This window comes from Aliivibrio sp. EL58, assembly GCF_900312675.1.
Lineage (GTDB): Bacteria > Pseudomonadota > Gammaproteobacteria > Enterobacterales > Vibrionaceae > Aliivibrio.
On the sequence record NZ_OMPC01000009.1, the window covers coordinates 1,025,614 to 1,047,532 of the forward strand.

At 40.1% G+C, this 21,919-nt stretch carries 22 protein-coding genes; 6 read left to right on the plus strand and 16 right to left on the minus strand.

From position 1 onward, the window contains the following. Positions 1-9 precede the first annotated feature (9 nt). From ED622_RS15590 to ED622_RS15640, 11 genes are read right to left on the minus strand one after another with little or no spacing between them, the layout of a single operon-like run. Positions 10-630, minus strand: coding sequence for an outer membrane lipoprotein carrier protein LolA (locus ED622_RS15590; RefSeq protein ID WP_122035596.1), 621 nt, complete (start codon positions 628-630; stop codon positions 10-12). Then, on the minus strand, positions 623-1,084 hold the full coding sequence (locus ED622_RS15595; RefSeq protein WP_122035598.1) for a thioesterase family protein: 462 nt from the start codon (positions 1,082-1,084) through the stop codon (positions 623-625). Before ED622_RS15595 ends, ED622_RS15590 begins: the two co-directional genes overlap by 8 nt. After that, positions 1,084-2,619 carry a histidine ammonia-lyase gene (hutH, locus tag ED622_RS15600; RefSeq protein WP_122035601.1) on the minus strand — a complete coding sequence of 512 codons (1,536 nt, stop codon included), beginning with the start codon at positions 2,617-2,619 and terminating at the stop codon, positions 1,084-1,086. The genes ED622_RS15595 and hutH overlap by 1 nt, the downstream gene beginning before the upstream one ends. Beyond that, positions 2,609-4,300 (minus strand): glycosyltransferase, encoded by a 1,692-nt coding sequence (locus ED622_RS15605; protein ID WP_122035603.1) that lies wholly within the window; start codon positions 4,298-4,300, stop codon positions 2,609-2,611. Before ED622_RS15605 ends, hutH begins: the two co-directional genes overlap by 11 nt. Before the next feature lies 1 nt (position 4,301). Beyond that, positions 4,302-4,676: a 3-hydroxyacyl-ACP dehydratase gene (locus ED622_RS15610; protein WP_122035605.1), complete on the minus strand. Its 375-nt coding sequence runs from the start codon at positions 4,674-4,676 to the stop codon at positions 4,302-4,304. Positions 4,677-4,687: 11 nt separating this feature from the next. Continuing rightward, positions 4,688-6,076: an AMP-binding protein gene (locus ED622_RS15615; protein WP_162922559.1), complete on the minus strand. Its 1,389-nt coding sequence runs from the start codon at positions 6,074-6,076 to the stop codon at positions 4,688-4,690. After that, entirely contained in the window at positions 6,052-6,612 is a 561-nt protein-coding gene (locus ED622_RS15620) for a hypothetical protein (RefSeq protein WP_122035610.1), read from the minus strand. Before ED622_RS15620 ends, ED622_RS15615 begins: the two co-directional genes overlap by 25 nt. Then, entirely contained in the window at positions 6,612-6,863 is a 252-nt protein-coding gene (locus ED622_RS15625; protein ID WP_122035612.1) for an acyl carrier protein, read from the minus strand. Before ED622_RS15625 ends, ED622_RS15620 begins: the two co-directional genes overlap by 1 nt. A gap of 11 nt (positions 6,864-6,874) precedes the next feature. After that, a complete protein-coding gene (locus ED622_RS15630; RefSeq protein ID WP_242504782.1) occupies positions 6,875-7,132 on the minus strand; it encodes a phosphopantetheine-binding protein in 258 nt (85 codons plus the stop codon). A gap of 7 nt (positions 7,133-7,139) precedes the next feature. Beyond that, positions 7,140-7,937, minus strand: a complete 798-nt coding sequence (locus tag ED622_RS15635; protein WP_122035616.1) for a 1-acyl-sn-glycerol-3-phosphate acyltransferase — start codon at positions 7,935-7,937, stop codon at positions 7,140-7,142. A gap of 3 nt (positions 7,938-7,940) precedes the next feature. After that, positions 7,941-8,660 (minus strand): beta-ketoacyl synthase chain length factor, encoded by a 720-nt coding sequence (locus tag ED622_RS15640; RefSeq protein ID WP_162922535.1) that lies wholly within the window; start codon positions 8,658-8,660, stop codon positions 7,941-7,943. A 139-nt stretch (positions 8,661-8,799) separates the two neighbouring features. Between ED622_RS15640 and ED622_RS15645 the strand changes: the two genes are divergently transcribed. The 3 genes from ED622_RS15645 (at position 8,800) to ED622_RS15655 (ending at position 11,814) form a co-directional block, all read left to right on the plus strand. Continuing rightward, entirely contained in the window at positions 8,800-9,375 is a 576-nt protein-coding gene (locus ED622_RS15645) for a hypothetical protein (protein WP_122035620.1), read from the plus strand. A 105-nt stretch (positions 9,376-9,480) separates the two neighbouring features. Further along, entirely contained in the window at positions 9,481-10,548 is a 1,068-nt protein-coding gene (locus tag ED622_RS15650; RefSeq protein WP_122035622.1) for a methyltransferase, read from the plus strand. 27 nt (positions 10,549-10,575) lie between these two features. Next, positions 10,576-11,814, plus strand: coding sequence for an NAD(P)/FAD-dependent oxidoreductase (locus tag ED622_RS15655; protein WP_122036147.1), 1,239 nt, complete (start codon positions 10,576-10,578; stop codon positions 11,812-11,814). Positions 11,815-11,893: 79 nt separating this feature from the next. Here ED622_RS15655 and ED622_RS15660 read toward each other — a convergent pair whose 3' ends face one another. Beyond that, positions 11,894-12,490, minus strand: a complete 597-nt coding sequence (locus ED622_RS15660) for a VOC family protein (protein ID WP_122035624.1) — start codon at positions 12,488-12,490, stop codon at positions 11,894-11,896. A 183-nt stretch (positions 12,491-12,673) separates the two neighbouring features. On the opposite strand from ED622_RS15660, the gene argS reads away from it, so the two are divergent. Then, positions 12,674-14,407, plus strand: a complete 1,734-nt coding sequence (gene argS / locus ED622_RS15665) for an arginine--tRNA ligase (RefSeq protein WP_045101575.1) — start codon at positions 12,674-12,676, stop codon at positions 14,405-14,407. A 114-nt stretch (positions 14,408-14,521) separates the two neighbouring features. Here argS and yfbV read toward each other — a convergent pair whose 3' ends face one another. Further along, positions 14,522-14,971 carry a terminus macrodomain insulation protein YfbV gene (gene yfbV / locus ED622_RS15670; RefSeq protein ID WP_045101574.1) on the minus strand — a complete coding sequence of 150 codons (450 nt, stop codon included), beginning with the start codon at positions 14,969-14,971 and terminating at the stop codon, positions 14,522-14,524. 319 nt (positions 14,972-15,290) lie between these two features. Between yfbV and ED622_RS15675 the strand changes: the two genes are divergently transcribed. Both ED622_RS15675 and pta read left to right on the plus strand, forming a co-directional pair. Continuing rightward, on the plus strand, positions 15,291-16,487 hold the full coding sequence (locus tag ED622_RS15675; RefSeq protein ID WP_061001859.1) for an acetate kinase: 1,197 nt from the start codon (positions 15,291-15,293) through the stop codon (positions 16,485-16,487). 101 nt (positions 16,488-16,588) lie between these two features. Beyond that, positions 16,589-18,754 (plus strand): phosphate acetyltransferase, encoded by a 2,166-nt coding sequence (pta, locus tag ED622_RS15680; RefSeq protein ID WP_060990454.1) that lies wholly within the window; start codon positions 16,589-16,591, stop codon positions 18,752-18,754. A gap of 362 nt (positions 18,755-19,116) precedes the next feature. Here pta and ED622_RS15685 read toward each other — a convergent pair whose 3' ends face one another. The 3 genes from ED622_RS15685 to ED622_RS15695 are packed head-to-tail and all read right to left on the minus strand — an operon-like array spanning position 19,117 to position 21,861. Continuing rightward, entirely contained in the window at positions 19,117-19,359 is a 243-nt protein-coding gene (locus ED622_RS15685) for a FeoC-like transcriptional regulator (protein ID WP_045101571.1), read from the minus strand. After that, positions 19,356-21,632: a Fe(2+) transporter permease subunit FeoB gene (gene feoB / locus ED622_RS15690; protein ID WP_122035626.1), complete on the minus strand. Its 2,277-nt coding sequence runs from the start codon at positions 21,630-21,632 to the stop codon at positions 19,356-19,358. The genes ED622_RS15685 and feoB overlap by 4 nt, the downstream gene beginning before the upstream one ends. Before the next feature lies 1 nt (position 21,633). After that, a complete protein-coding gene (locus ED622_RS15695) occupies positions 21,634-21,861 on the minus strand; it encodes a ferrous iron transport protein A (protein ID WP_045101569.1) in 228 nt (75 codons plus the stop codon). Between the last annotated feature and the right edge of the window lie 58 nt (positions 21,862-21,919).

Below are 21,919 nucleotides of genomic sequence, written 5' to 3' on the forward strand. Positions count from 1 at the left end.
TTAATTCCGTTAGAAGGCAAATGCAGCTAACTCTTTTTCAGTTAAGGTGTTTGGTTGAGTGGATTGTTGAGTAAATACCATTTCAGTAACATCACCACGAACTTCGCTTAATACGACTCGGTTCAGATACTGCCCACCTTCAATTTTAATCGATTTAAATACACTATCGATTGGCGAAGTTTTTGGTATAAGTAACAATGTCCAAACGTCTTTCTCGCCTGAGAGTTGCAATGTAAAATTCTCTTTTATCGCATCGGTATCGCCTTTAAATAGAGACAAGAATAGACGCGTAAAATAGAAAGCCATCGGGTTCTCAGAATCATTCATTACTTGAGCTTCACCATTAATAGACTGGCGAAGTTTGTTCTGAGTTAATGTTAGATTAATTGGAAATGGCTTGGTTTGTTGCCACAACAGCCCTTTTTCATGATCCAACAAAAAAGTGCCTGATGTCGATAAAGGCTGATTAAACATCTGCATGGTTCGAACTTGCTGAAACTCACCACGAACCAGTGTCGATTGCGCTAATTGCTGTTGTAAATCACTAATGCCAAAAGCAAAGCTATTCACGCTAAACAATAAAAAGATCGCAGCAATCCATAATGCACAGCGATGTTGACGATTAACCATGTTGGTAGGCCTCTACTTTATCCGTAAATATACGAGGTGATACAAAACACATCTCTTCAGTTTCAATTGAAACAGCGACTTGCATCGTATGAGCTTTTGTCATTCTAACGCCTGAGTCGGCATCATAAATGACGTAATCTACACGCATACGATTTTCCCATTCTGTTAATGTTGCCACCACGCGAATGGTGTGATCATAAGGAATGGATTTTACATATTTCACACGAGTGTCAATGATGGGCCAAACATAGCCTGACGCCATCATATCTCGGTAGCTATACCCTATCTTCTCAAGCATTTCATGGCGTGCTTTTTCGAAGAAACGAAAATAATTACCGTGATACACCACGCCCATAGGATCTGCATCCTGAAAGGCGGTGGTGATCAACACTTCTGCACTTAATACGTGAGTATTCCCTTCAGCACCTTCAGCATTAACTACAGAGTTTGACATTAGTATAGCGTCCAATGTTGTTGTTGGATTTTATCAATGAAGTTACGTAAGTCTTGCTCTAACGGACGATCTTCATCTACAAAGGTAAACTCTGACAACACGGCATCACGCATGGTTTTCAGCTCAACACTTAGCTCATCATCACTTAACTCGCCTTGTCTCTCGCGTAGTACTAACGCTTGAGTCGCCGCTAGTAGAGAAGCAGAGGTAACTTGCTCTGTCAGTTGAAGTACACGTAAACAATCACGTGAAGCAATAGTTCCCATGCTTACTTTATCTTGGTTATGACACTCTGTTGAACGCGAGAATACACTTGCTGGCATCGTGCCTTTTAGCGCTTCTGCCGTCCATGCTGAGATACCAATTTGTACCGCTTTAAAACCATGGTTAATTGGTTTGCGAGCGCCAGTTGCGCCAGTCAGGTTAAATGGTAAGCCGTTATTAAATTTGTAATCCATTAACTGTGCCATTTGACGATCCAGTAGATCAGCAATGTTAGCAACCGCTGTTTTTAGCATGTCCATCGCCATCGCAATGTGACCACCGTAGAAATGACCGCCATGAAGAACACGCTCATTATCACCATCAATAATTGGGTTATCGTTAGCGCTGTTCAGTTCATTCTCAATCATTTGACGTAAGAACGGTAGGCTATCTTGAAGAACACCAATCACGTGTGGCGCACAACGTAGAGAATAACGGTCTTGTAGACGATCACTGTTTCTTGGTGGCGTTTCATTGTGTAAATCAGAACGTAACCATGACGCAATTTGTTGTTGGCCCGGATGCGGTTTTACAGCAAATAAAGCCTCATCAAAATGGAAGTCGTTACCCTGCATGCCAACAGATACCATTGCGGTGATCTTCGTTGCCATTTGCGCTAAGTATTCTGCACGTTTATACGCTAAACACGCCAATGCCGTCATTACTGATGTACCGTTCATTAATGCTAAACCTTCTTTTGGTTTTAGCTTAATCGGTGTGATGTTTAGCTCTTTAAACACATCGGCAGTTGCGCGAATTTCACCTTTATAGATAACTTCACGTTCACCTATTAATGCTGCAGCAAGGTAAGAAAGTGGGGTTAAATCGCCACTTGCGCCCACTGAGCCTTCTTGAGGAATGCGCGGTGAAATTCCGTGATTAATTAAGGTAACAATTTGATTTAACAAATCGTGAGTGACGCCTGAGACACCTTGAGATAAAGAACACAAACGAGTGGCTAATACCGCACGAGATTGTTGTTCATCTAGGTTTTCGCCTAAACCACAGCCATGAAAACGAGTTAAATGTAATGGCAGCTCATCCACTAAATCCATAGGGATCGCAACCGTACAAGAATCACCATAACCCGTTGTTACGCCATAGATAACGCCTTCTTCTTTTAGAAGTCGCTCAAGGAACTCAACACCACGATCAATTTTAGCAGTGAATTCGTCAGCGTTATTTAATTGTGCATCTGCACCATTTGCAATCTCAACAACGTCTTCAATCGTCAGACGTCCCTTACCAAATGTAATTGAATTAGTTGTCATCTTTCTTTCCAGTTAACTGCCAAAAATTAAAAAAGTTATACCACTGTGATGGTGCCTTTAATGTGAAATGCTCCAAGCGTTGGGCATAATTTTGTACGACTTCTTGCAAAGCCTCTTCTCGCTGTCCACGAGGTAAAATAATTTGTTCTGAAAACGGTTCAAAATACACATCAAAACGTGGATCTTTTTGTGTATCGTCACGTAATCCAAACATCAAATAAACCGGTTGCTTTAAAATAGACGCCAACATAAATGGCCCCTGTGGAAACGGTGCTGGTTTACCTAAGAAGTCCGCCCAAATAACACGATCTTCTTTAGTAACGGAGGTGCGGTCACCCACAATAACAATCCACTCACCTGCATCTATTTTTTGTTGTAATAAAATAGCGGTATCAGGGCCCATTTTACTGACTTGAATCACATTAACTTCAGATTGAGGATTAACCGCTTTCATTACTGCATTAAAACGCTCTGCGTGCTCAGTAAACACCAAAGCATTAATTTTAAGATCTTTATGTCGACGACTCAGAGCACGACATAACTCTAAATTACCCAAATGAGAACCTAGCATTACAATGCCTTTTTCTCGTTTGGATAACGCTTCATAATGCTCAGTACCATGCACAACTAAATTCTTCTCAGAAAAATCGCCACGCCATGCTGCCAATTTATCTAACATGGTTTCACCAAATGAAACTAGGTGACGATATGGAGATAATTTTTCAGGCAACGTAATATTTTTTACTCGTGCATAAGCATTTACTTGTTGAATAAAATCATCAGATGCTTGTTTTACAGGGCCACCACGTAAGTAGTAATACGCCATAACGGGTTTTAGCAATAACGAGAAAACATGACGACCAAAAGTAGAGTAAACCCACAACAACACTTGCATTCCAAGAATAGTGCCACGCTCTGCATGAGACGACCAATGATCATCCTGTATTGGTTTTCGTTTTAGTAATGATGGGATCCGCGGCAACATGCCAAAAAATAACTTTGTGTGCATCCAACTGATTTTGACGTTATCCCATAAAGCATCAAAATGAGAAATACCATCTTCAGGATAAATCACGCGAGTATTAATAAAACGGATATCCGTATCATTCCAATACATACGAACCATGATCTCAGTATCGAAATCCATTCTTTGCCCCAAAACAGCACGCTCAAGAACGCTAATAGTTGGCCCTATTGGATAAGAACGAAAACCACACATACTGTCTTTAATCGCAAAAGAGAGCGTCTCTATCCATACCCAAACATGAGTAACATAGCGCCCATACAAGCGAGATTTAGGCACGCTTTCATCATAGATTGGTTGGCCAGAGATCAACGCTGTGGGATGAGCTTGTGATTCTTGAATCAGCTTAGGTAATGCTTCTAAATCATGTTGACCGTCAGCATCAATTTGAATCGCATGGCTGAAGCTTTGCTGATACGCAGCTTCTATCCCTGCAATTACAGCTCCGCCTTTGCCTTGATTCTCAGCTAATGTAATTAAGGTTACTCCTTTATTACTTGCCGCTACATCCATTAATATCTGTTTTGTTTCTCTATTGCTGCCATCATCAACAATCAACATTGGATAACCAAAACTGAGTAATGATTTCACCACTGCTGGAACTGTTTTGCCGTGGTTATAACAAGGAATAAGAAAACAAGGACGGAAGGTTGTCATGTTATTGTCCTAATAAAATTCGGCCAGAGGAATGTTTACTCACACTCTCGCCTTGTTTAGAACTAAAAGCAAAATACAGTTTTTCTTTGTCTTTTACCCAACGAAGCTCTAGTTCAACTTCTGTATTAGGTAAAATTGGCTCTTGAAATTTTAAAACTTCCATGCCTTGAAAAATAGAATTTGCTTGTAGATGCATCTGACCATAATAAATCGCCCAATCTACCTGAGTAACTCCTGGTAATAATGGATGGCCAAGAAAATGCCCTGTAAAATCCAAAATGTCATCATCCACACGCATTGTAATAACAACACTTGGCTGATTTTGATCTTCTGTGTCTATTTCCGTAGAAATAATGGTCGGTTTACGTTTTGTCATGAGTACTTCTTTTAATCATTAACATCATTAAATAGCTGCTGTAGATCGTGCATTTGACGTTTACCTTGACTATTTAATGGGATCTCTTCAACCGCTCTAAAACGACGTGGGATACCTACAGGCTCTAGCCACTCTCTTAATTCAGAGCGTAATTTTAACCAAAACTTACCTTTAGAGCCCTGTCGCATTAATTTGTTCCCAGTATCTGAAAGAACAATAACCGCACCTAATACAGTACGTTTGGCTTCTTCCATAGGGATCACGACCGCTTCATCAATCCATTCTAGTTGCATTAAACGCTTTTCAACTTCAGTAAGTGATAATCGTTTTTCTTCAATTTTGATGACTCTATCAATTCGCCCTTTTAGTATGAATTGTCCATTATCCAACAAATCACAGTAATCACTGGTCGGATACCATAATGATTCATCAATAAAAGGAGATAACAATTCTAGGCAATGCTCAATATTTAAGCGAGTTTGATGAGATGGAAAGAATGTCCAAAGCGATGTTGGTTCTATTTGTTGGCGATAACCGATTCCGCCGGTTTCGGTACTGCCGTAGACTTCAAATGGACGTAAAGAGAGTTTTATTTCACTCTGCTCTGCCCCTTCAATAGCTAAAGGACCACCTGAAGAAAAAACCATTTGGTAGCGATTGTAACCTTCATGATCAGCAAGACGTTTTAATAATGCAGGGCTGCAAATGAGTGTTTTCTTATGATCAGGTTGATGGGATAAAATTTGCTCAGGGTAAATGAAATTTGTTCGACAGAACGCGCGTCTAGCACACAATGGCCATAACACTCGAAATAACAAACCATAAATATGTTGATGAGAAACGGTGCTATAAATCTCAGTCGCGTCTAGCTTGTCACCCCATAATTGCTCTAACTGCTGAATTTCATTACTCAATAACTGCAATGTTTTTTCGATTGGTTTTGGAGTATCAGTAGAACCAGAAGTGAATAAAGTAAGGCAGATGTTACCTAACACTAATGGGGATAATACGCTTATGACATTATCGCTAATGGTTTGATAATGACAATGATGTTCGCATGGCATGACTTGAATTATGTCATCATGCAACAAGGCATCAAAATGTTCAGATAATTCGGTTAGTGCCGCAGGTTGATGATTACCTGGTAAAATAATGTGTTTTCCAGCATGAGCTAAAGCAAGAAAAGAGACGGCAAACTGGTAGCTGTCGTCAAAACATAATGCCCATTTTTTTTCTGGTTGATGAGATAAATAACCACACACCCGTTGCACATCATGCTGAAATTGCTCATAACTCACGTAACTGTGCTGCTCATCAAAGCACACATTATGAGTTAGATTTTCTTGATTGGTAAGATGGGAAAGTGCTGTGTAGGTCATGCTTCTTTTCTCTTTATCCATTGACGCACTAGCCATTCAGTGACAAATAAAGTCCCTATCAATAAATAGCTAATAAAACCGTTGTACAACATCCATACTTTCATATCTAAAAAACAAGTAGAGAGTGAAATAGAACCGTTAATTACAAAAAAAACACACCACACTTTGGTTACGGTTCTAGTGTAGGCAACGCCACTCGGTGGAAGATCAGGTTCTTGAAGGCGAGCAAAGCGTTCAATCATGCTTTGAGGTTGAGATAGTGTCCAAAAAAAGACAGTAAACATCACTACGTTAACGATCACAGGGTAAAACGTAAACCACCCTTCTGATCGAAATAACCAGCCTAAGCCAGCAAGAATAATCCCTGCTCCACCACTGACCATTGCAATGTATTTAAGCTCTTTTATTGGAACTTGTTTTCCACCAACCATTCGCACCAGAAACAACACCGCTAGCACGCCTGCTACTGTCGTAATTCCACCAAAGTGAAGACCGTAGTAAACCGCTAGCGGGTAAGCAAGCAGTGCAATGGCTGACAATACCGTCAGCCAACGCATTATTTTAGAAGCGCTGCTACAGAGTTAACCACGTCATCAACGGTGCGAACTTCTTTAAACTCTTCTGGCTTGATTTTTTTGCCTGTTACTTTTTGTAAGTGAACCACTAAATCAACAGCATCAATACTGTCTAAATCTAGATCAGTATATAACTGAGCTTCTGGCGTAATATCTGCTTCATCGATTTCAAATAATTCAACTAATGCCGCAGTCACTTGCTCTAATACTTGCTCTCTATTTACATCTGTCATGACTTACTCTCTTACGCTTTATTTGCAGTAATATATGCAGCTAAGTTTGCTACTGACGCAAAATGTTCACGAGTTTGAGTATCGTCAGCATCTAATACTAAGCTGTATTTTTTCTTAATTGCTAAGCCTAATTCTAGAGCATCGATAGAATCTAACCCTAAGCCATCACCAAACAATGGTGCATCTGTTTCAATATCATCTACTGAGATATCTTCTAAATTAAGCGCTTCAATAATTAATAGTTTAATTTCGTTGTGTAATGCTTCCATCAATGACCTACTTATTCTCTTTTGATGTATTAAATTCATTTTGTGGATACAAGGCTGTATCTAAAAATCGATTTACGTTTCGAGCCGCTGAGGATGATGAATCAGCGTCTTCAATAAAAGGGGCAATGGCGACCTTTTCTTTCACTTCAATATGAAAAAAAGGACGAACATCTGGTACTTGATACCATTTTGCTTCTTTGGTTAAGAAGCTGGGTGTCACTGACACATGAACAATACGTAAATCACTTTCACTACGCACTGCTATTTGAGCAGCACCACGCTGAAGCTTCGATGTGATACCCGGTGTCGTTCGAGTACCTTCTGGAAAAACCAATAATACATTTCCAGAATTTAATTTTTCTGAGCACTCTTCTAAAAACGCTTCAGGCTCTCGATTTGGAATATAACCTGCCGCTCTCACAATCCCTCGAATAAACGGATTATGCCATAACGCCGCTTTGACAATACAATCACACTGCTTCAATTGTGAAGCAATTAAAACATAATCAATCAAACTGGGATGGTTTGCGATTATCAAACAATTTTTATCATTCTTTAATAAGTCTGCACCATCAAATTGATATCGGATAGCTCGGCTATAATGCATTGTCTTACAAAAGAGAAGAAAGCTTCTTTGTATTATAGCTTGAACTCTGATTTCACGTTGTTTGGTATTTTTTGCTGTAAACGTTAATAGCGGAAAAATAATAAACGTTAAGCAAAGCGCACCAATTCCAAATAAAGAAAAACAGAGTCCAGTAGCTGCGATTCGCCAACATTTATCAATACGTAAAATCAAAGTCATTTGTTATTTATGCGTCCATGTCCATTGCGTTAATGAGCTCTCTATCATCCATTGAGAGTGTGATCCTACTAACTTAGAAATACATTGCAACCCATGAGGCATCTCATAATGTTTGTTTGCAGGTTTATTGTTCCATTGTAGAGAATAATCACTACCAGCACTCAATATAAGTCCGAATGCATAGCCTTGATATTCTTGTTGTTCAAATTCTTGATAATGTGAAGGAAGTGGCTCATCAAAGTCAATAACGAGAACTTTATGATTCGAGTTATCACTCAAATATGCAGCCGCTTCTATTAATGCTGAGTGAAATGTATTTTCGCCCGCCGCAATAGAAGTCACTGGAATCGCTTTTTTAGCTGTAATAGTAAATAACCCTGCGGCGGTATTATGAACCGACTGAGAGAACGCCATTGGAGAGGCATCTTCGCCTTTTAAAATGTCTTCTAATAAAGCACACGTTCTGGTTAATTCACCATGACGACTAGCAAAGATTAAATAATCAATCTCTTGTTCTTGAACTAAAGTAAGCGCAGTTTGAACAGCAAGCTTACTTAATGCGCTCATTCTTCTTCGAGCCATCGCGGGAATTTTATCGACAGGGGCTTTTTCTCCCTCAGGCCAAGTGAAATTAGTTTCTTGCCACTGCAGCCAGGCCGCTTTGGTCTCTATCCCAGCAGAAATTGCGTGCCAATCGATAATATTAAAATTTGCGTATGCCATGATATCCATCTAGTCGTAAAAATATTACAATTTGTTACCCTACTCGTATAGGATATATGAATTCAGTGACTTGGCGCAAATACAAATGCGACAAGTCATACGGTAAATAAATATAAAAATAGATAATAAGGGACTAAACATGTCATTTTACAAACCTCTCTTGCTCTCCGCTGGCGCTCTTATATTATCCGGCTGTGCAAGTGTAATGCCCCTTACCGATAAAGTAACAGGTGAAGATTTATTTCAAACCAATAAACCCGTTTATACCTTGGTTAACCTCCACCCTGATGAAAAAAGAATGAAACTTTATTCTGTTAATTTTCAACAAGATGGTCTAATCCCTGTTTGTACTCAAGTTAATATTGTTGATGTAACAAATAAAAATTTGACCTTTAAGATTAACAGTACAGATAAGCAATATACTTTGGCAAAGCATAAGTCTTCTCCTGATTTTTCAAAATATCTAAGTAATTATTTTGGCACTGAATGTAATAGTTCAAAAATTAAAAAACTCAGTACGTTAGATCAGCAAGGAATTAAAGACGGTGTTGTAAAAGTAGGTATGACTAAGGAAGGCGTTAAATATGCGATCGGCTTCCCACCAGAGCATAAGACACCTGACTTAAATAATAGTGAATGGCTATATTGGAAGAATAGATTTAATACTTTTAGAGTCGAATTCAAAGATAATACCGTTTCTAATATCATAGACTAATCTATTGATCTTTAGTAAATATCAGTGGTTTCTTGCTTTTGAACAAAGTTTCACTCGCAACCACTGATATGATCATTTTCATCTTCTAATAATATGGCTAATTTCGTGACTCAATATAAAAATGACCCTTTTAATGCACTAGAAGCAAAAACAGAAGCACAGAAACTCTCTTTTGCCCCTATCGTTTTTCAAACCGCTCGTACTCTCAGAGATCTTGGTATTCTTGCAGCGCTAGATAAAGCAAACGATCAAGGATTAAACGCTGTGCAATTATCTCAAGAGACTGGCGTTTCTGAATATGGCGTTAAAGTTCTTCTAGATATGGCACTTAGCGCACATATTGTGACATGGAAGGAGCCAAATTACGTACTTGCTAATCTTGGACACTTTTTATTACACGATGGCATGACTAATGCGAATTTAGACTTCACTGCTGATGTTTGTTACGCCGCAATGATGCACCTAACAGAAGCAATTCAAGAAGGTACACCTGCAGGTTTGAAAGAACTTGGTGATTGGCCAACTATTTATGAAGGTTTATCTCGATTGCCAGAAAAAGCAAAAGAGAGCTGGTTTAAGTTTGATCATTTCTATTCTGACCGTTCATTCCCTATTTTATTAGAAAAAGTATTAAGCAAAAAACCTAAGCGTCTTTTTGATATTGGTGGTAACACTGGTAAATGGGCACTGCAATGCTGTAACTACGATCAAGATGTGAATGTCACGATTATTGATTTGCCACAACAGATCGAAATGGCACTAAAAAATGCAGAGCAACAAGGCTTTGCTGATCGTATTAATGGTCATCCAACCAACATGCTAGATAAAACACTGCCTTTACCTCAAGGCGCTGATGTCTGGTGGATGAGCCAATTTTTAGATTGTTTCTCCCCTATGGAGATCTTAAGTATTCTAAAGCGTGTTCGTGCTGCAATGTCTGCTGATGCAAAAGTTTATATTCTTGAACTATTTTGGGATGAGCAAAAATACGATGCCGCGTCATACAGCCTAAATGCGACCTCTCTATACTTCACGTGTTTAGCTAACGGTAACAGTCGTTTCTATCGTTGCAGCGATTTCTTAGAAATTATTGAAGAAGCTGGCTTTGCGGTTGTTGAACAAACTAATAATATTGGTTTAGGTCATACGCTACTTGAGCTTAGAGCTAAATAGGAGCCACCTGTGCTATCAAAACAATCAATCAACGTAGAATCAACTCAGGTTGCTATTATTGGTGCCGGTCCGTCGGGTTCGATTGCTGCTGCGTTATTAAAAAAACACAATATTGATTGCATCATCTTAGAGAAATCGACATTTCCTCGCTTTTCAATTGGTGAGAGTTTGCTTCCTGCCTGTATGGAATCAATTAAAAAAGCAGGAATGCTTGAGGCAGTAGAAAAAGCCAGCTTTCAGTATAAGAACGGGGCTGCTTTTCATTTTGATGGTACGTTTACTTCATTTGATTTTACGAATAAGTTTTCAGAGGGTGCAGGGACAACTTACCAAGTTCAGCGTGGCAACTTTGATAAAGTACTTGCTGACAGCGCTCAAGAGCAAGGGGTCGAAATTCGTTACCAACATGAAATTACTGATGTTGATGTTTCTCAACCTAAAGCGCTCCTTTCTGTATTAGATACTCAAGGCAACCCTTATCAAGTTGAAGCAGATTTTATCTTGGACGCGAGTGGATTCGGTCGTGTCTTACCAAGATTGTTAAACCTAGAAGAACCTTCTTGTTTACCACCACGAAAAGCCATTTTTACTCACCTTACGGACAACATTGATAACGAAGGTTATGACAGAGATAAAATCCTTATTTCTGTCCATCCAATCAACACGCAAGTGTGGTACTGGCTAATCCCATTCAGTAATGGAACCTGTTCTTTTGGTGTGGTTGGCGAGCCTGAATTTTTTGCAGATTACCCTAGTGATAATCTCGAGGCATTAAAGCAGTTGGCAACTGAGGATAACAACCTCAAGCAATTACTTGTCAATGCCGAGTACCCAAATCCATGTGGCGAGATCATGGGTTATTCAGCCAATGTCACCAAGCTGTTTGATCGTAACTTTGCACTTTTAGGTAATGCTGGTGAATTTCTTGACCCTGTATTTTCTTCTGGTGTAACCATTGCGATGAAATCGGCAGAGTTGGCTGCTGAGTCGTTGATTAAACAATTTAACCAAGAAGAGGTTAATTGGCAGGTTGATTACTCAGATAAACTAATGAAGGGCGTAAATACGTTCCGCTGCTATGTAGAAGGCTGGTACGAAGGAACATTTCAAGATGTTATCTTCCATGAAGATTCAAACCCTAAAATCAAACAAATGATCAGTGCTATTTTGGCCGGTTATGCGTGGGATGAAGAGAATCCTTTTGTGGCAGAGCCTGAACGACGTTTAAAAGTGGTTGCTGAATTATGTAAACCGTTAACGAAGTAAATCTTCATATAGATAAATACCTAAAAAAGGCATCCAAATTCTACATTGGGTGCCTTTTATATTGTTGAGATATCAAGCCTTATGCCTGCTCACTCTCGATAACCGCTTTTAAGCTATGTGGATGCAATTTAATACATACCCCTTGATATTTAAAAGCAACAGTATAATTTGCAATTCGCTCTGCATCACCCGATGGACAACTCTGTTTTACTTTAACGCCTAAAGACGCCAAGCTCTCCCACTTCTCTTCTAACATTGGAAACGTTTTAAATACATATTCCAGAAACGCTTCTTGAGAATTAACATCGCATGGGATGACCCACTCTACATGTTCCCAACCTTGCTGCGGATAACTTTTTTCACCAGGATATGGCAACTCTAAACATTCAATAGACCAACCACTCACCTCGATAGGTTGATTAAAGCCTAGAGCAATAATTGGGCGGCCATTAATCTCATTATTTGACCATTCTTCAGTTTGTTGTAACCACGCTTGATGAGCGGCTTCAGCGGCACCGCGATCATTAATTCGTAATGCAATATGATCCGCTTGATAGTCAGTAAGATCTAATCCCAACACATCAAGTAAACTTTGAATTCTATCCATAAACACAGGTAACGCATTAATTAACTGCTGAGGCTCTAATTGTTGTTGTTTTAATAATAACGATGACATGAAGGCAACCTAACGGTAAAAAAGAGAAACCGAATTGTATCAACCTCTTTACTTGATGTTTAGAGTCTTAAGAAAAAATAGCAGAAACTATTAAATATCCCCTGTTTTATTGCTATTATTAGCGACTATTTTGCTTTCCATGCAACAGCATTCCTGTTTAACAGCGATATGAAGGATAACTCTTTGAATATTCAATCACTTATTAACGACAAAGTATCTCAAGCCTTAGAAGCAGCCGGCGCGCCAGCAGGCAGCCCTGCCGCAGTTCGTCAATCTGCAAAAGCTCAATTTGGTGACTACCAAGCTAACGGCGTTATGGGCGTAGCTAAACGACTAGGTACTAACCCACGAGAATTTGCTCAGAAAGTACTGGATGTTTTAGATCTTGATGGCATCGCTAGCAAAACTGAAATTGCAGGCCCTGGCTTTATCAATATTTTCTTGTCTGAAGAATTTCTAGCAAAACAAGCAGAAGCAGCATTAGCTGATGAACGCTTAGGTGTTGCTAAAGAAAAACAACAAAACATCGTTGCCGATTACTCTGCGCCAAACGTTGCAAAAGAGATGCACGTTGGTCACTTACGCTCAACTATCATTGGTGATGCTGTTGTTCGTACTCTTGAGTTTTTAGGTCACAACGTGACTCGTGCTAACCACATCGGTGACTGGGGTACTCAATTTGGTATGCTTATCGCAAACCTTGAGCGCATCCAAAAAGAGAAAGGCGAAGTTTCTATGGAACTGTCTGATCTTGAAGGTTTCTACCGTGAATCTAAAAAACTATATGACGAAGACGAAGAGTTTGCAGTAACTGCACGTGGTTACGTTGTTAAACTTCAAGGCGGTGATGAGTTCTGCGCAGAGATGTGGAAGAAGCTTGTTGACGTTACTATGGTTCAAAACCAACGCAACTATGATCGTCTAAACGTGTCACTGACTCGTGATAACGTAATGGGCGAAAGCATGTACAACAGCATGCTTGCTCCAATCGTTGCTGATCTTCAAAAACAAGGTCTAGCGGTTGAGAGTGATGGTGCTCAAGTGGTTTACCTTGACGAATATAAGAACAAAGATGGCGAGCCTATGGGCGTTATCGTTCAAAAACGTGATGGTGGCTTCCTTTACACAACTACTGACATCGCTTGTGCTAAATACCGTTTCGAAGAACTGAATGCTGATCGTGTTCTTTACTTCATCGATTCACGTCAACACCAGCATCTAATGCAAGCGTGGACTATTGTTCGTAAAGCGGGCTATGTTCCTGAAAGCGTATCTTTAGAGCACCACGCGTTTGGTATGATGCTAGGTAAAGATGGTCGTCCATTTAAAACTCGTGCAGGTGGTACGGTTCGTCTTGCTGATCTTCTTGATGAAGCAGAGCAACGTGCAACAGCACTAATCGAAGAGAAAAACAAAGACCTATCTGCTGAAGAAAAAGCGAAGATTGCCACTACGGTTGCAATGGCAGCGGTTAAATACTCTGATCTTTCTAAGCACCGCACGACAGATTACATCTTCGATTGGGACAACATGCTTGCATTTGAGGGCAACACAGCGCCTTACATGCAATATGCTTACACTCGTGTTGCTTCTATCTTCAGCAAAGCTGGCTTGTCTATGGATGAGTTAACTGGTGAAGTTAAGATCACTGACGAGAAAGAAAAAGCACTTGTTTCTAAGTTAATGCAATTTGAAGAAGCAGTTCAAGCAGTAGCAAGTGAAGGTCAACCTCACTTAATGTGTGCTTACCTATTTGAACTTGCTGGTCAATTCTCTAGTTTCTACGAAGCGTGCCCAATTCTTAACAATGAAGACGAAGCTGTTAAGCAAAGCCGCCTGAAACTAGCTGCACTAACCGCTAAAACAATCAAACAAGGTCTAGACCTATTAGGTATTGAAACGCTAGAGCGTATGTAATTCCTATTTTACTACTCTGAGCACTTATTTATTCAGAGTAGTGATAAGCGAAGATCAAAAAAAGGAGCTAATTTTAGCTCCTTTTTTATTATGTCGACTTTGTGTTACAAATTATTAAAACCAACGTTCTAATGCAGATTTATCCAACTGCTTAAACGCTTTATTCAAAATGTTCGCTAACTCTTTGTATCGAGGTTGGCTCTTCATTGGCTCTAAAGCAGCCCCTGATTCAATAATTTTCTGGTATAACTCGCGATACCAACTTGCTAATGCTGGTGGTAATACTGTATTTGCTCGATTACCTAACCACCAAAATCCTTGTAGTGGCATACTTAGCGCGAATAGAGCAATAATAATCGCTTGCGGCAAGCCTGCTGTATTATTGAAAGCCATTTGAGTCAGCACACTGATAACAGCAACGGCTGGCATTACCTTAACTGCAAACTTAGTGGCTTTAATCACTCGTTGCTCTGGGAACATTGGAGCTAACTCTTTTCGCTCAGGCCAAACATCCATATAAGTCTGGCCGTCTCGAAATCGGAATAGAAAACCATTTTCACTCATATTGCCCCCTTAATTTCTAAACAAAAGTTTAATTATTCAAAAAAACAGAGAATAAACTTGATTAGAATTAATATTATCTTAAAATATTTTTGTTATCTTAGCGCACAATCGTTATCCTATGCGCTGATTTATTTTTTAGCTGTAGTTCTACTATAAGCTAAAATAGGATAAATCGGCAAGGACTGCTGTAATGCTCTTTCTAAGGATAGCCAACTTTTTTATGCAAATGCGGTAATAATTTTTAAATTAACTGCATTTGTCATTGTTATGTCATTTACGACATAACTTTAATTACTGATGAATAAATAGGTATTTATACATGTCTAAGCTGGTTTTAGTTTTAAACTGCGGTAGTTCTTCTCTTAAATTTGCGGTTGTTGACGCAGAATCTGGTGCTGAGCACTTAACTGGTCTTGCTGAGTGTCTTGGTCTTCCTGAAGCTCGTATGAAGTGGAAACTTGATGGCAAGCATGAAGCTCAACTAGGTGAAGGTGCAGCACACGAAGAAGCACTAGCATTTATGGTAGAAACTATCCTTGCTTCTAAGCCAGAGCTTAAAGCTAACCTAGGCGCTATCGGTCACCGTATCGTACACGGTGGTGAGCAATTCACTAAGTCAGCACTAATCACTGACGAAGTACTTAAAGGTATTCAAGACGCTGCAACTTTTGCACCTCTTCATAACCCTGCTCACATCATCGGTATCGAAGCTGCGAAGCATAACTTCCCAGAACTTCAAAACGTTGCTGTATTTGACACTGCTTTCCACCAAACTATGCCTGCAGAGTCTTACCTATACGCTCTACCGTACAACCTATACACAGATCACGGTATCCGTCGTTACGGCATGCACGGTACTTCTCACCTGTTCATCACTCGTGAAGTTGCTGGTCTACTAAACAAGCCAGTTGAAGAAGTTAACATCATCAACTGTCACCTAGGTAACGGCGCATCTGTATGTGCTATCAAGAACGGCGAATCTGTAGACACTTCTATGGGTCTTACTCCTCTTGAAGGTCTAGTAATGGGTACACGTTGTGGCGATATCGATCCTGCGATCGTTTTCCACCTACATGACGCACTAGGTTACTCTGTTGAGCAAATCAACACGATGCTAACTAAAGAGTCTGGCCTACAAGGTCTAACTCAAGTGACTTCTGACTGTCGTTTCGTTGAAGACAACTACGGTGAGAAAGAAGAAGCAACTCGTGCGATGGATGTATTCTGTCACCGTCTAGCTAAATACGTTGCAGGTTACACAGCAACTCTAGAAGGTCGTCTAGACGCAATCACTTTCACTGGCGGCATCGGTGAAAACTCTGCTCCAATCCGTGAAATGGTTCTTAACCGTCTAGGTATCTTCGGTATCGAAGTTGATAGCGAAGCTAACCTTAAAGCACGTTTCGGTGGTGAAGGTACTATCACTACAGCAAACAGCCGCATCCCTGCAATGGTTATCTCTACTAACGAAGAGCTAGTAATCGCAGAAGACACAGCTAAATTAACTGGTCTATAATATATCTCCTAAAAGGCTAGCCATTAGGTTAGCCTTTTTTCTTTCTATGGCTTTATTTTTTCAATAAGGTCTCTTGCCCCAATAGTGTAGAGGAATCTTCCATGTCTCGTACTATTATGCTTGTTCCAATCAGTGCTGGTGTTGGTCTAACTAGCGCAAGTTTGGGTGTTTTACGTTCTATGGAACGTAAAGGCGTAAGCGTTTCTTTTTACAAACCTATCTCTCAACCTCGTCACGGTGGTGATCAACCTGATCTAACTACTTCAATTGTGACTAGCAGTAGCGATATTAAAGCAGCAGAACCTACAACAGTTTCTCGTGCAGAAGAACTTCTACGTAACGATCAAACTGATGTTCTTTTAGAAGAAATCGTTGCTCGTTATAAGTCTATCAGTGAAGATACTGATGTGACGCTTATCGAAGGTCTTGTTCCTACTCGTAAGCACCCATTTGCTAACCAATTAAATGGTGAAATCGCAAAAACTCTGGGCGCTGAGATTGTGTTTGTAGCTACTCCTGGTACAGATAATCCTTCTCAACTTAAAGAGCGTATCGAAGTAGCATGTTCTAACTTCGGCGGTACTAAGAACAAACAAATCGCTGGCGTTATCATCAACAAACTAAATGCACCTGTTGATGAAGCGGGCCGTACTCGCCCTGACCTATCTGAAATCTTTGATGATGCAGATGCTACGACTAAGACTAATCTTGAAGTAATGCAAATCTTCAACTCTAGCCCTATTCGTGTTCTTGGTTGTGTGCCTTGGAAAATCGATCTAATCGCTACGCGTGCTATCGATATGGCTAAGCACCTTAATGCTGAAATCATTAACGAAGGTGAAATCGCGACTCGTCGTATTAAGAGCATCACTTTCTGTGCACGTTCTCTTCCGCACATGATTGAGCACTTCAAACCAGGTTCTCTTTTAGTAACTTCTGCTGACCGTCCTGACGTTATTGTTGCTGCATGTCTTGCTGCAATGAACGGCGTTGAAATCGGTGCTATCTTACTAACTGGCGGTTACGAGATCCCTAAATCAATCGCTGAACTTTGTAAGCCTGCACTAGATGCTGGTCTTCCAATCTTCACAGCGCAAGGTAACACTTGGCAGACTTCTCTAAATCTACAAAGCTTCAGCCTTGAAGTTCCTGCAGATGATAAAGAGCGTATTGAGTTTGTTAACGAACACGTTGCTAGCCACATTGATGGCCCTTGGATTGACTCTCTATCTGAAGGTACTGAAGGTATCCGTCGTCTAAGCCCACCAGCATTCCGTTACCAGTTAACTGAATTTGCTCGTAAAGCGGCTAAGCGTATCGTTCTTCCTGAAGGTGATGAACCTCGTACAGTTAAAGCTGCGGCTATCTGTGCTGAGCGTGGTATCGCGACTTGTGTTCTTCTTGGTAACCCAGAAGAAATCCGTCGTGTTGCTGCTCAACAAGGTGTTGAACTTGGTGCTGGCGTTGAAATCATCGATTCTGAAGCTGTACGTGAAAACTACGTTGCTCGTTTAGTTGAACTACGTGGCGCGAAAGGCATGACTGAAGTTGTGGCTCGTGAGAAACTACAAGATTCAGTATTCCTTGGTACTATGATGCTTGAAGCGGGTGAAGTTGACGGTCTTGTGTCTGGTGCGGTTCATACCACAGCAAACACTATCGTTCCTCCATTCCAAATCATCAAAACAGCACCTGATGCTTCTATCGTATCTTCAATCTTCTTCATGCTTCTGCCTGATCAAGTTCTTGTATACGGTGACTGTGCGATCAACCCTGATCCAACAGCTGAGCAACTTGCTGAAATCGCTATCCAATCTGCTGACTCTGCAGCGGCATTTGGTATCGACCCTCGCGTTGCAATGATCTCTTACTCTACTGGTGAATCTGGTAAAGGCGCAGACGTTGATAAAGTACGTGAAGCAACAAAACTTGCTCAAGCAAAACGTCCTGATCTAATGATCGATGGTCCTCTTCAGTACGATGCTGCAATCATGGAAAACGTAGCTGCTTCTAAAGCACCTAACTCTCCTGTTGCGGGTAAAGCGACTGTATTTGTATTCCCAGACCTAAACACTGGTAACACAACATACAAAGCCGTTCAACGTTCTGCTGACCTAGTATCTATCGGTCCAATGCTTCAAGGTATGCGCAAGCCAGTAAATGACTTGTCTCGTGGCGCTCTAGTAGACGATATCGTTTACACAGTAGCTCTAACGGCTATCCAAGCTTCTCAAGCTGAGCAAGCTGAAGAAAAAGTAATTAACTAATTTTATGCTCTAGCAATAGAGTTTAGTTAACGAAAATAGAAAGACACGCGATGCAAATTGCGTGTCTTTTTTTGTGCTTATAAAGCAGGGACTAGGTACGAGTAATTAGGTAAAAGCGAGCAGAACTCTCAAGCTCTAGCTCCTCGCAACTAGAAACTAGAAACTAGAAACTAGAAACTAGAAACTAGAAACTAGAAACTAGAAACTAGAATATTGTAAGTGAATAAATAATATTAATAACCACCTTTTCTTTTGATCTTATCTAGTCCCTAAATTCTCGTCCCTAGCCCCCCTTTCGCCCATAAAAAAACGAGAACCAATTGGCTCTCGTTTTTATTTGTTACACTAATAAAGCTAGGCGACTATCGTATGTAAGTCGTCATTAACTCATCTTTGTATACAGGGCGATACCAAACACGCTCTGCTTCTTGGCAGCACTGAGTCTTGTCACACCCAATAAGCTCACGAGTTAACTTCCCTTTCTTCACCCAGAGCTCAAGCATTGCATCGACACCATCTTCACTCATACTGAACTTCTTAGCTAAAGTAATACGTTCAACTCGACCTTGTTCATCAATGTACTGTTTAAGCTCTGTTAAAATCATACTAAGGCTGCCTCTTGTTGCTCTACTTCTTTACTCTTGTGTTTCAAGGCAAGATAAGTCACTGCCATTGCGATTAGCGAAATTGCAATCCACATGCTGCTTGTCATTGGTGCATTAGAGAAATTCGCAATTTGGTAGTACAGCGTTGACGATACGTACGCTAATAACATCGTCCAACCCGCAATAAAGTAAGAGTACTGACGACCAAACTCACGCATATATGCTCCCATTGCAGCCACACATGGAGTGTAAAGCAGAATAAAGATTAAGTAAGCCATCGCACTTGCGCTAGTCACAAAGTGAGCTTGTAGATTACCAAAAATTGAATCAGCAACACCTTGGTCCTCAGCAACAGCACTAGAGTCCGTTAAGTCACCGACTTCAACACCTAGAGGGTCTGAGTAGCTTAAACCAGATAGATTATCAGGAATAGACATAACTGCTTCTTCAAGGCTTGCCATTAAATCAAACTCAGCACCTTCATCTGCAGGATCTGAATATAAGCTGTTTAATGTACCGACTACCGCTTCTTTAGCAAAAATACCGGTAATAATACCAACCGTTGCTGGCCAGTTATCTTCTTGAATACCAATCGGCGCTAATACTGGAGTCACGATTTGAGCCGCTTTTGATAACACAGAGTTTTCACTATCTTCGTTACCAAATGAACCATCCATACCCAATGAGTTAAAGAAGCTTAAAATAGTTACAACAACAACAATCGTTTTACCTGCTCCAAGAACAAAGCGCTTTAGTTTTTGCCATGTTTTAATCATGATGTTACGCATTGTTGGAAATTCATAATCTGGAATTTCCATAATAAACGTATCACTACGACCCGGATAAATAGTGTGTTTTAGCAGTAAGCCTGTAAATACCGCAGCTAAAATACCAAGGAAGTACAAACCAAAGACTACGTTCTGACCATTTTCTGGAAAGAAAGCCGCAGCAAATAGAGCATAAACAGGAAGACGTGCACCACATGACATAAATGGAGCCATTGATGCTGCCAGTTTACGTTCACGCTCTTGCTCTAACGTACGAGTTGCCATGATAGCAGGAACATTACAACCAAAGCCTAGAACCAAAGGAACAAACGCTTTACCTGGCAAACCAATCTTCTGCATTACTTTATCAAGCACAAAAGCCGCACGAGCCATATAGCCAGAGCTTTCAAGTAAAGATAGGAATAAGTATAAACAACCGATTACTGGAATAAATGTCGCAACAGTTTGAATACCACCACCAACACCATCAGCGATAAGTGTAACTAACCAAACAGGCAAATGGCCATCTAATAAATAATGGCTACCATCAACGAGTAATGCACCAACACCAATATCAAAGAAATCAATGAATGCACTACCAATGTTAATAGAGAACATAAACATCAGGTACATGACAAAGAAAAAGAAAGGAACACCTATCCATTTATTCAAAATTACACGGTCAATTTTCTCACTGACACTATGGCTTAAACCACCTTCTTGACGACGTAATTGCTGACATAATTGATGTAAAAATGTGTATCGACAATCCGCAATATGAAAATCAGCTTCGACTTGCGTCGTTAATACATTAGCAATATTAGCCACTGCATTTCTTTTTTCTGCTTCTAATGCATTCAATACTAACGCGTCATTTTCTAGTGCACGAATAGCCAATGAACGACTTGATGCATAATCACTTGTAAATAATGATGACGCTTCCTCTATTGCCGCCTCAACTTGCTCACCATACGTCAACTCAAGCGGAGCCATTTTTATGCCTTGAGCAATAGATTTATGGAGTTTTTCTTTAAATTTATGAACTTGGCCATTATTGTTAGCAGAAAGAGCAAGTACAGGACAGCCTAGTTTTTTCTCTAACCCTTTAATATCAAGAACTTGTCGCTGACGCTTTAATACATCCATTTTATTCAGTACAACGATCATTGGGCGACCCAATTCACGTAACTGTAACGTCATATATAAACTACGTTCTAAACAAGAGGCATCCACCACATTAATAATAACGTCGGCATCATGTGTTAGAACCGCTCTCGAAGCGATAGTTTCATCAAGACTATTTACATCATTACCACTGTCTAACGCATAGATACCAGGTAAATCCGTTAATAAAAACTCATCACCTGAACACGTATATTTGCCTGTTTTCTTTTCGACTGTTACACCAGCCCAGTTACCAACTTGTTGCTTAGCACCAGTTAGGCCATTAAATAAGGTTGTTTTACCACTGTTTGGGTTACCTACAGTTAGTACTTGATACTGCATCTTATAATTCCTTAACTGTGATCTGTTCTGCTAAATTTTTACGGATAGCGAGAGAAGTACCTCTTACGCTAATTTGTAATGGGTCACCCATTGGAGCTTTACGCAAAATAGAGATTTCCGTATGCGGTAGCATCCCCATTACCATTAGCTTCTTTCTTGTATCTGTTGGTAATAAAGACATATCTGTTACTACGGCTTTTTTTCCGCTATCTAATTGCGTTAGTTTCATCTCAAGCTCCACGATAGTGAGAATCATTATTATTTCGTTTCATTCTATAACTTACGCT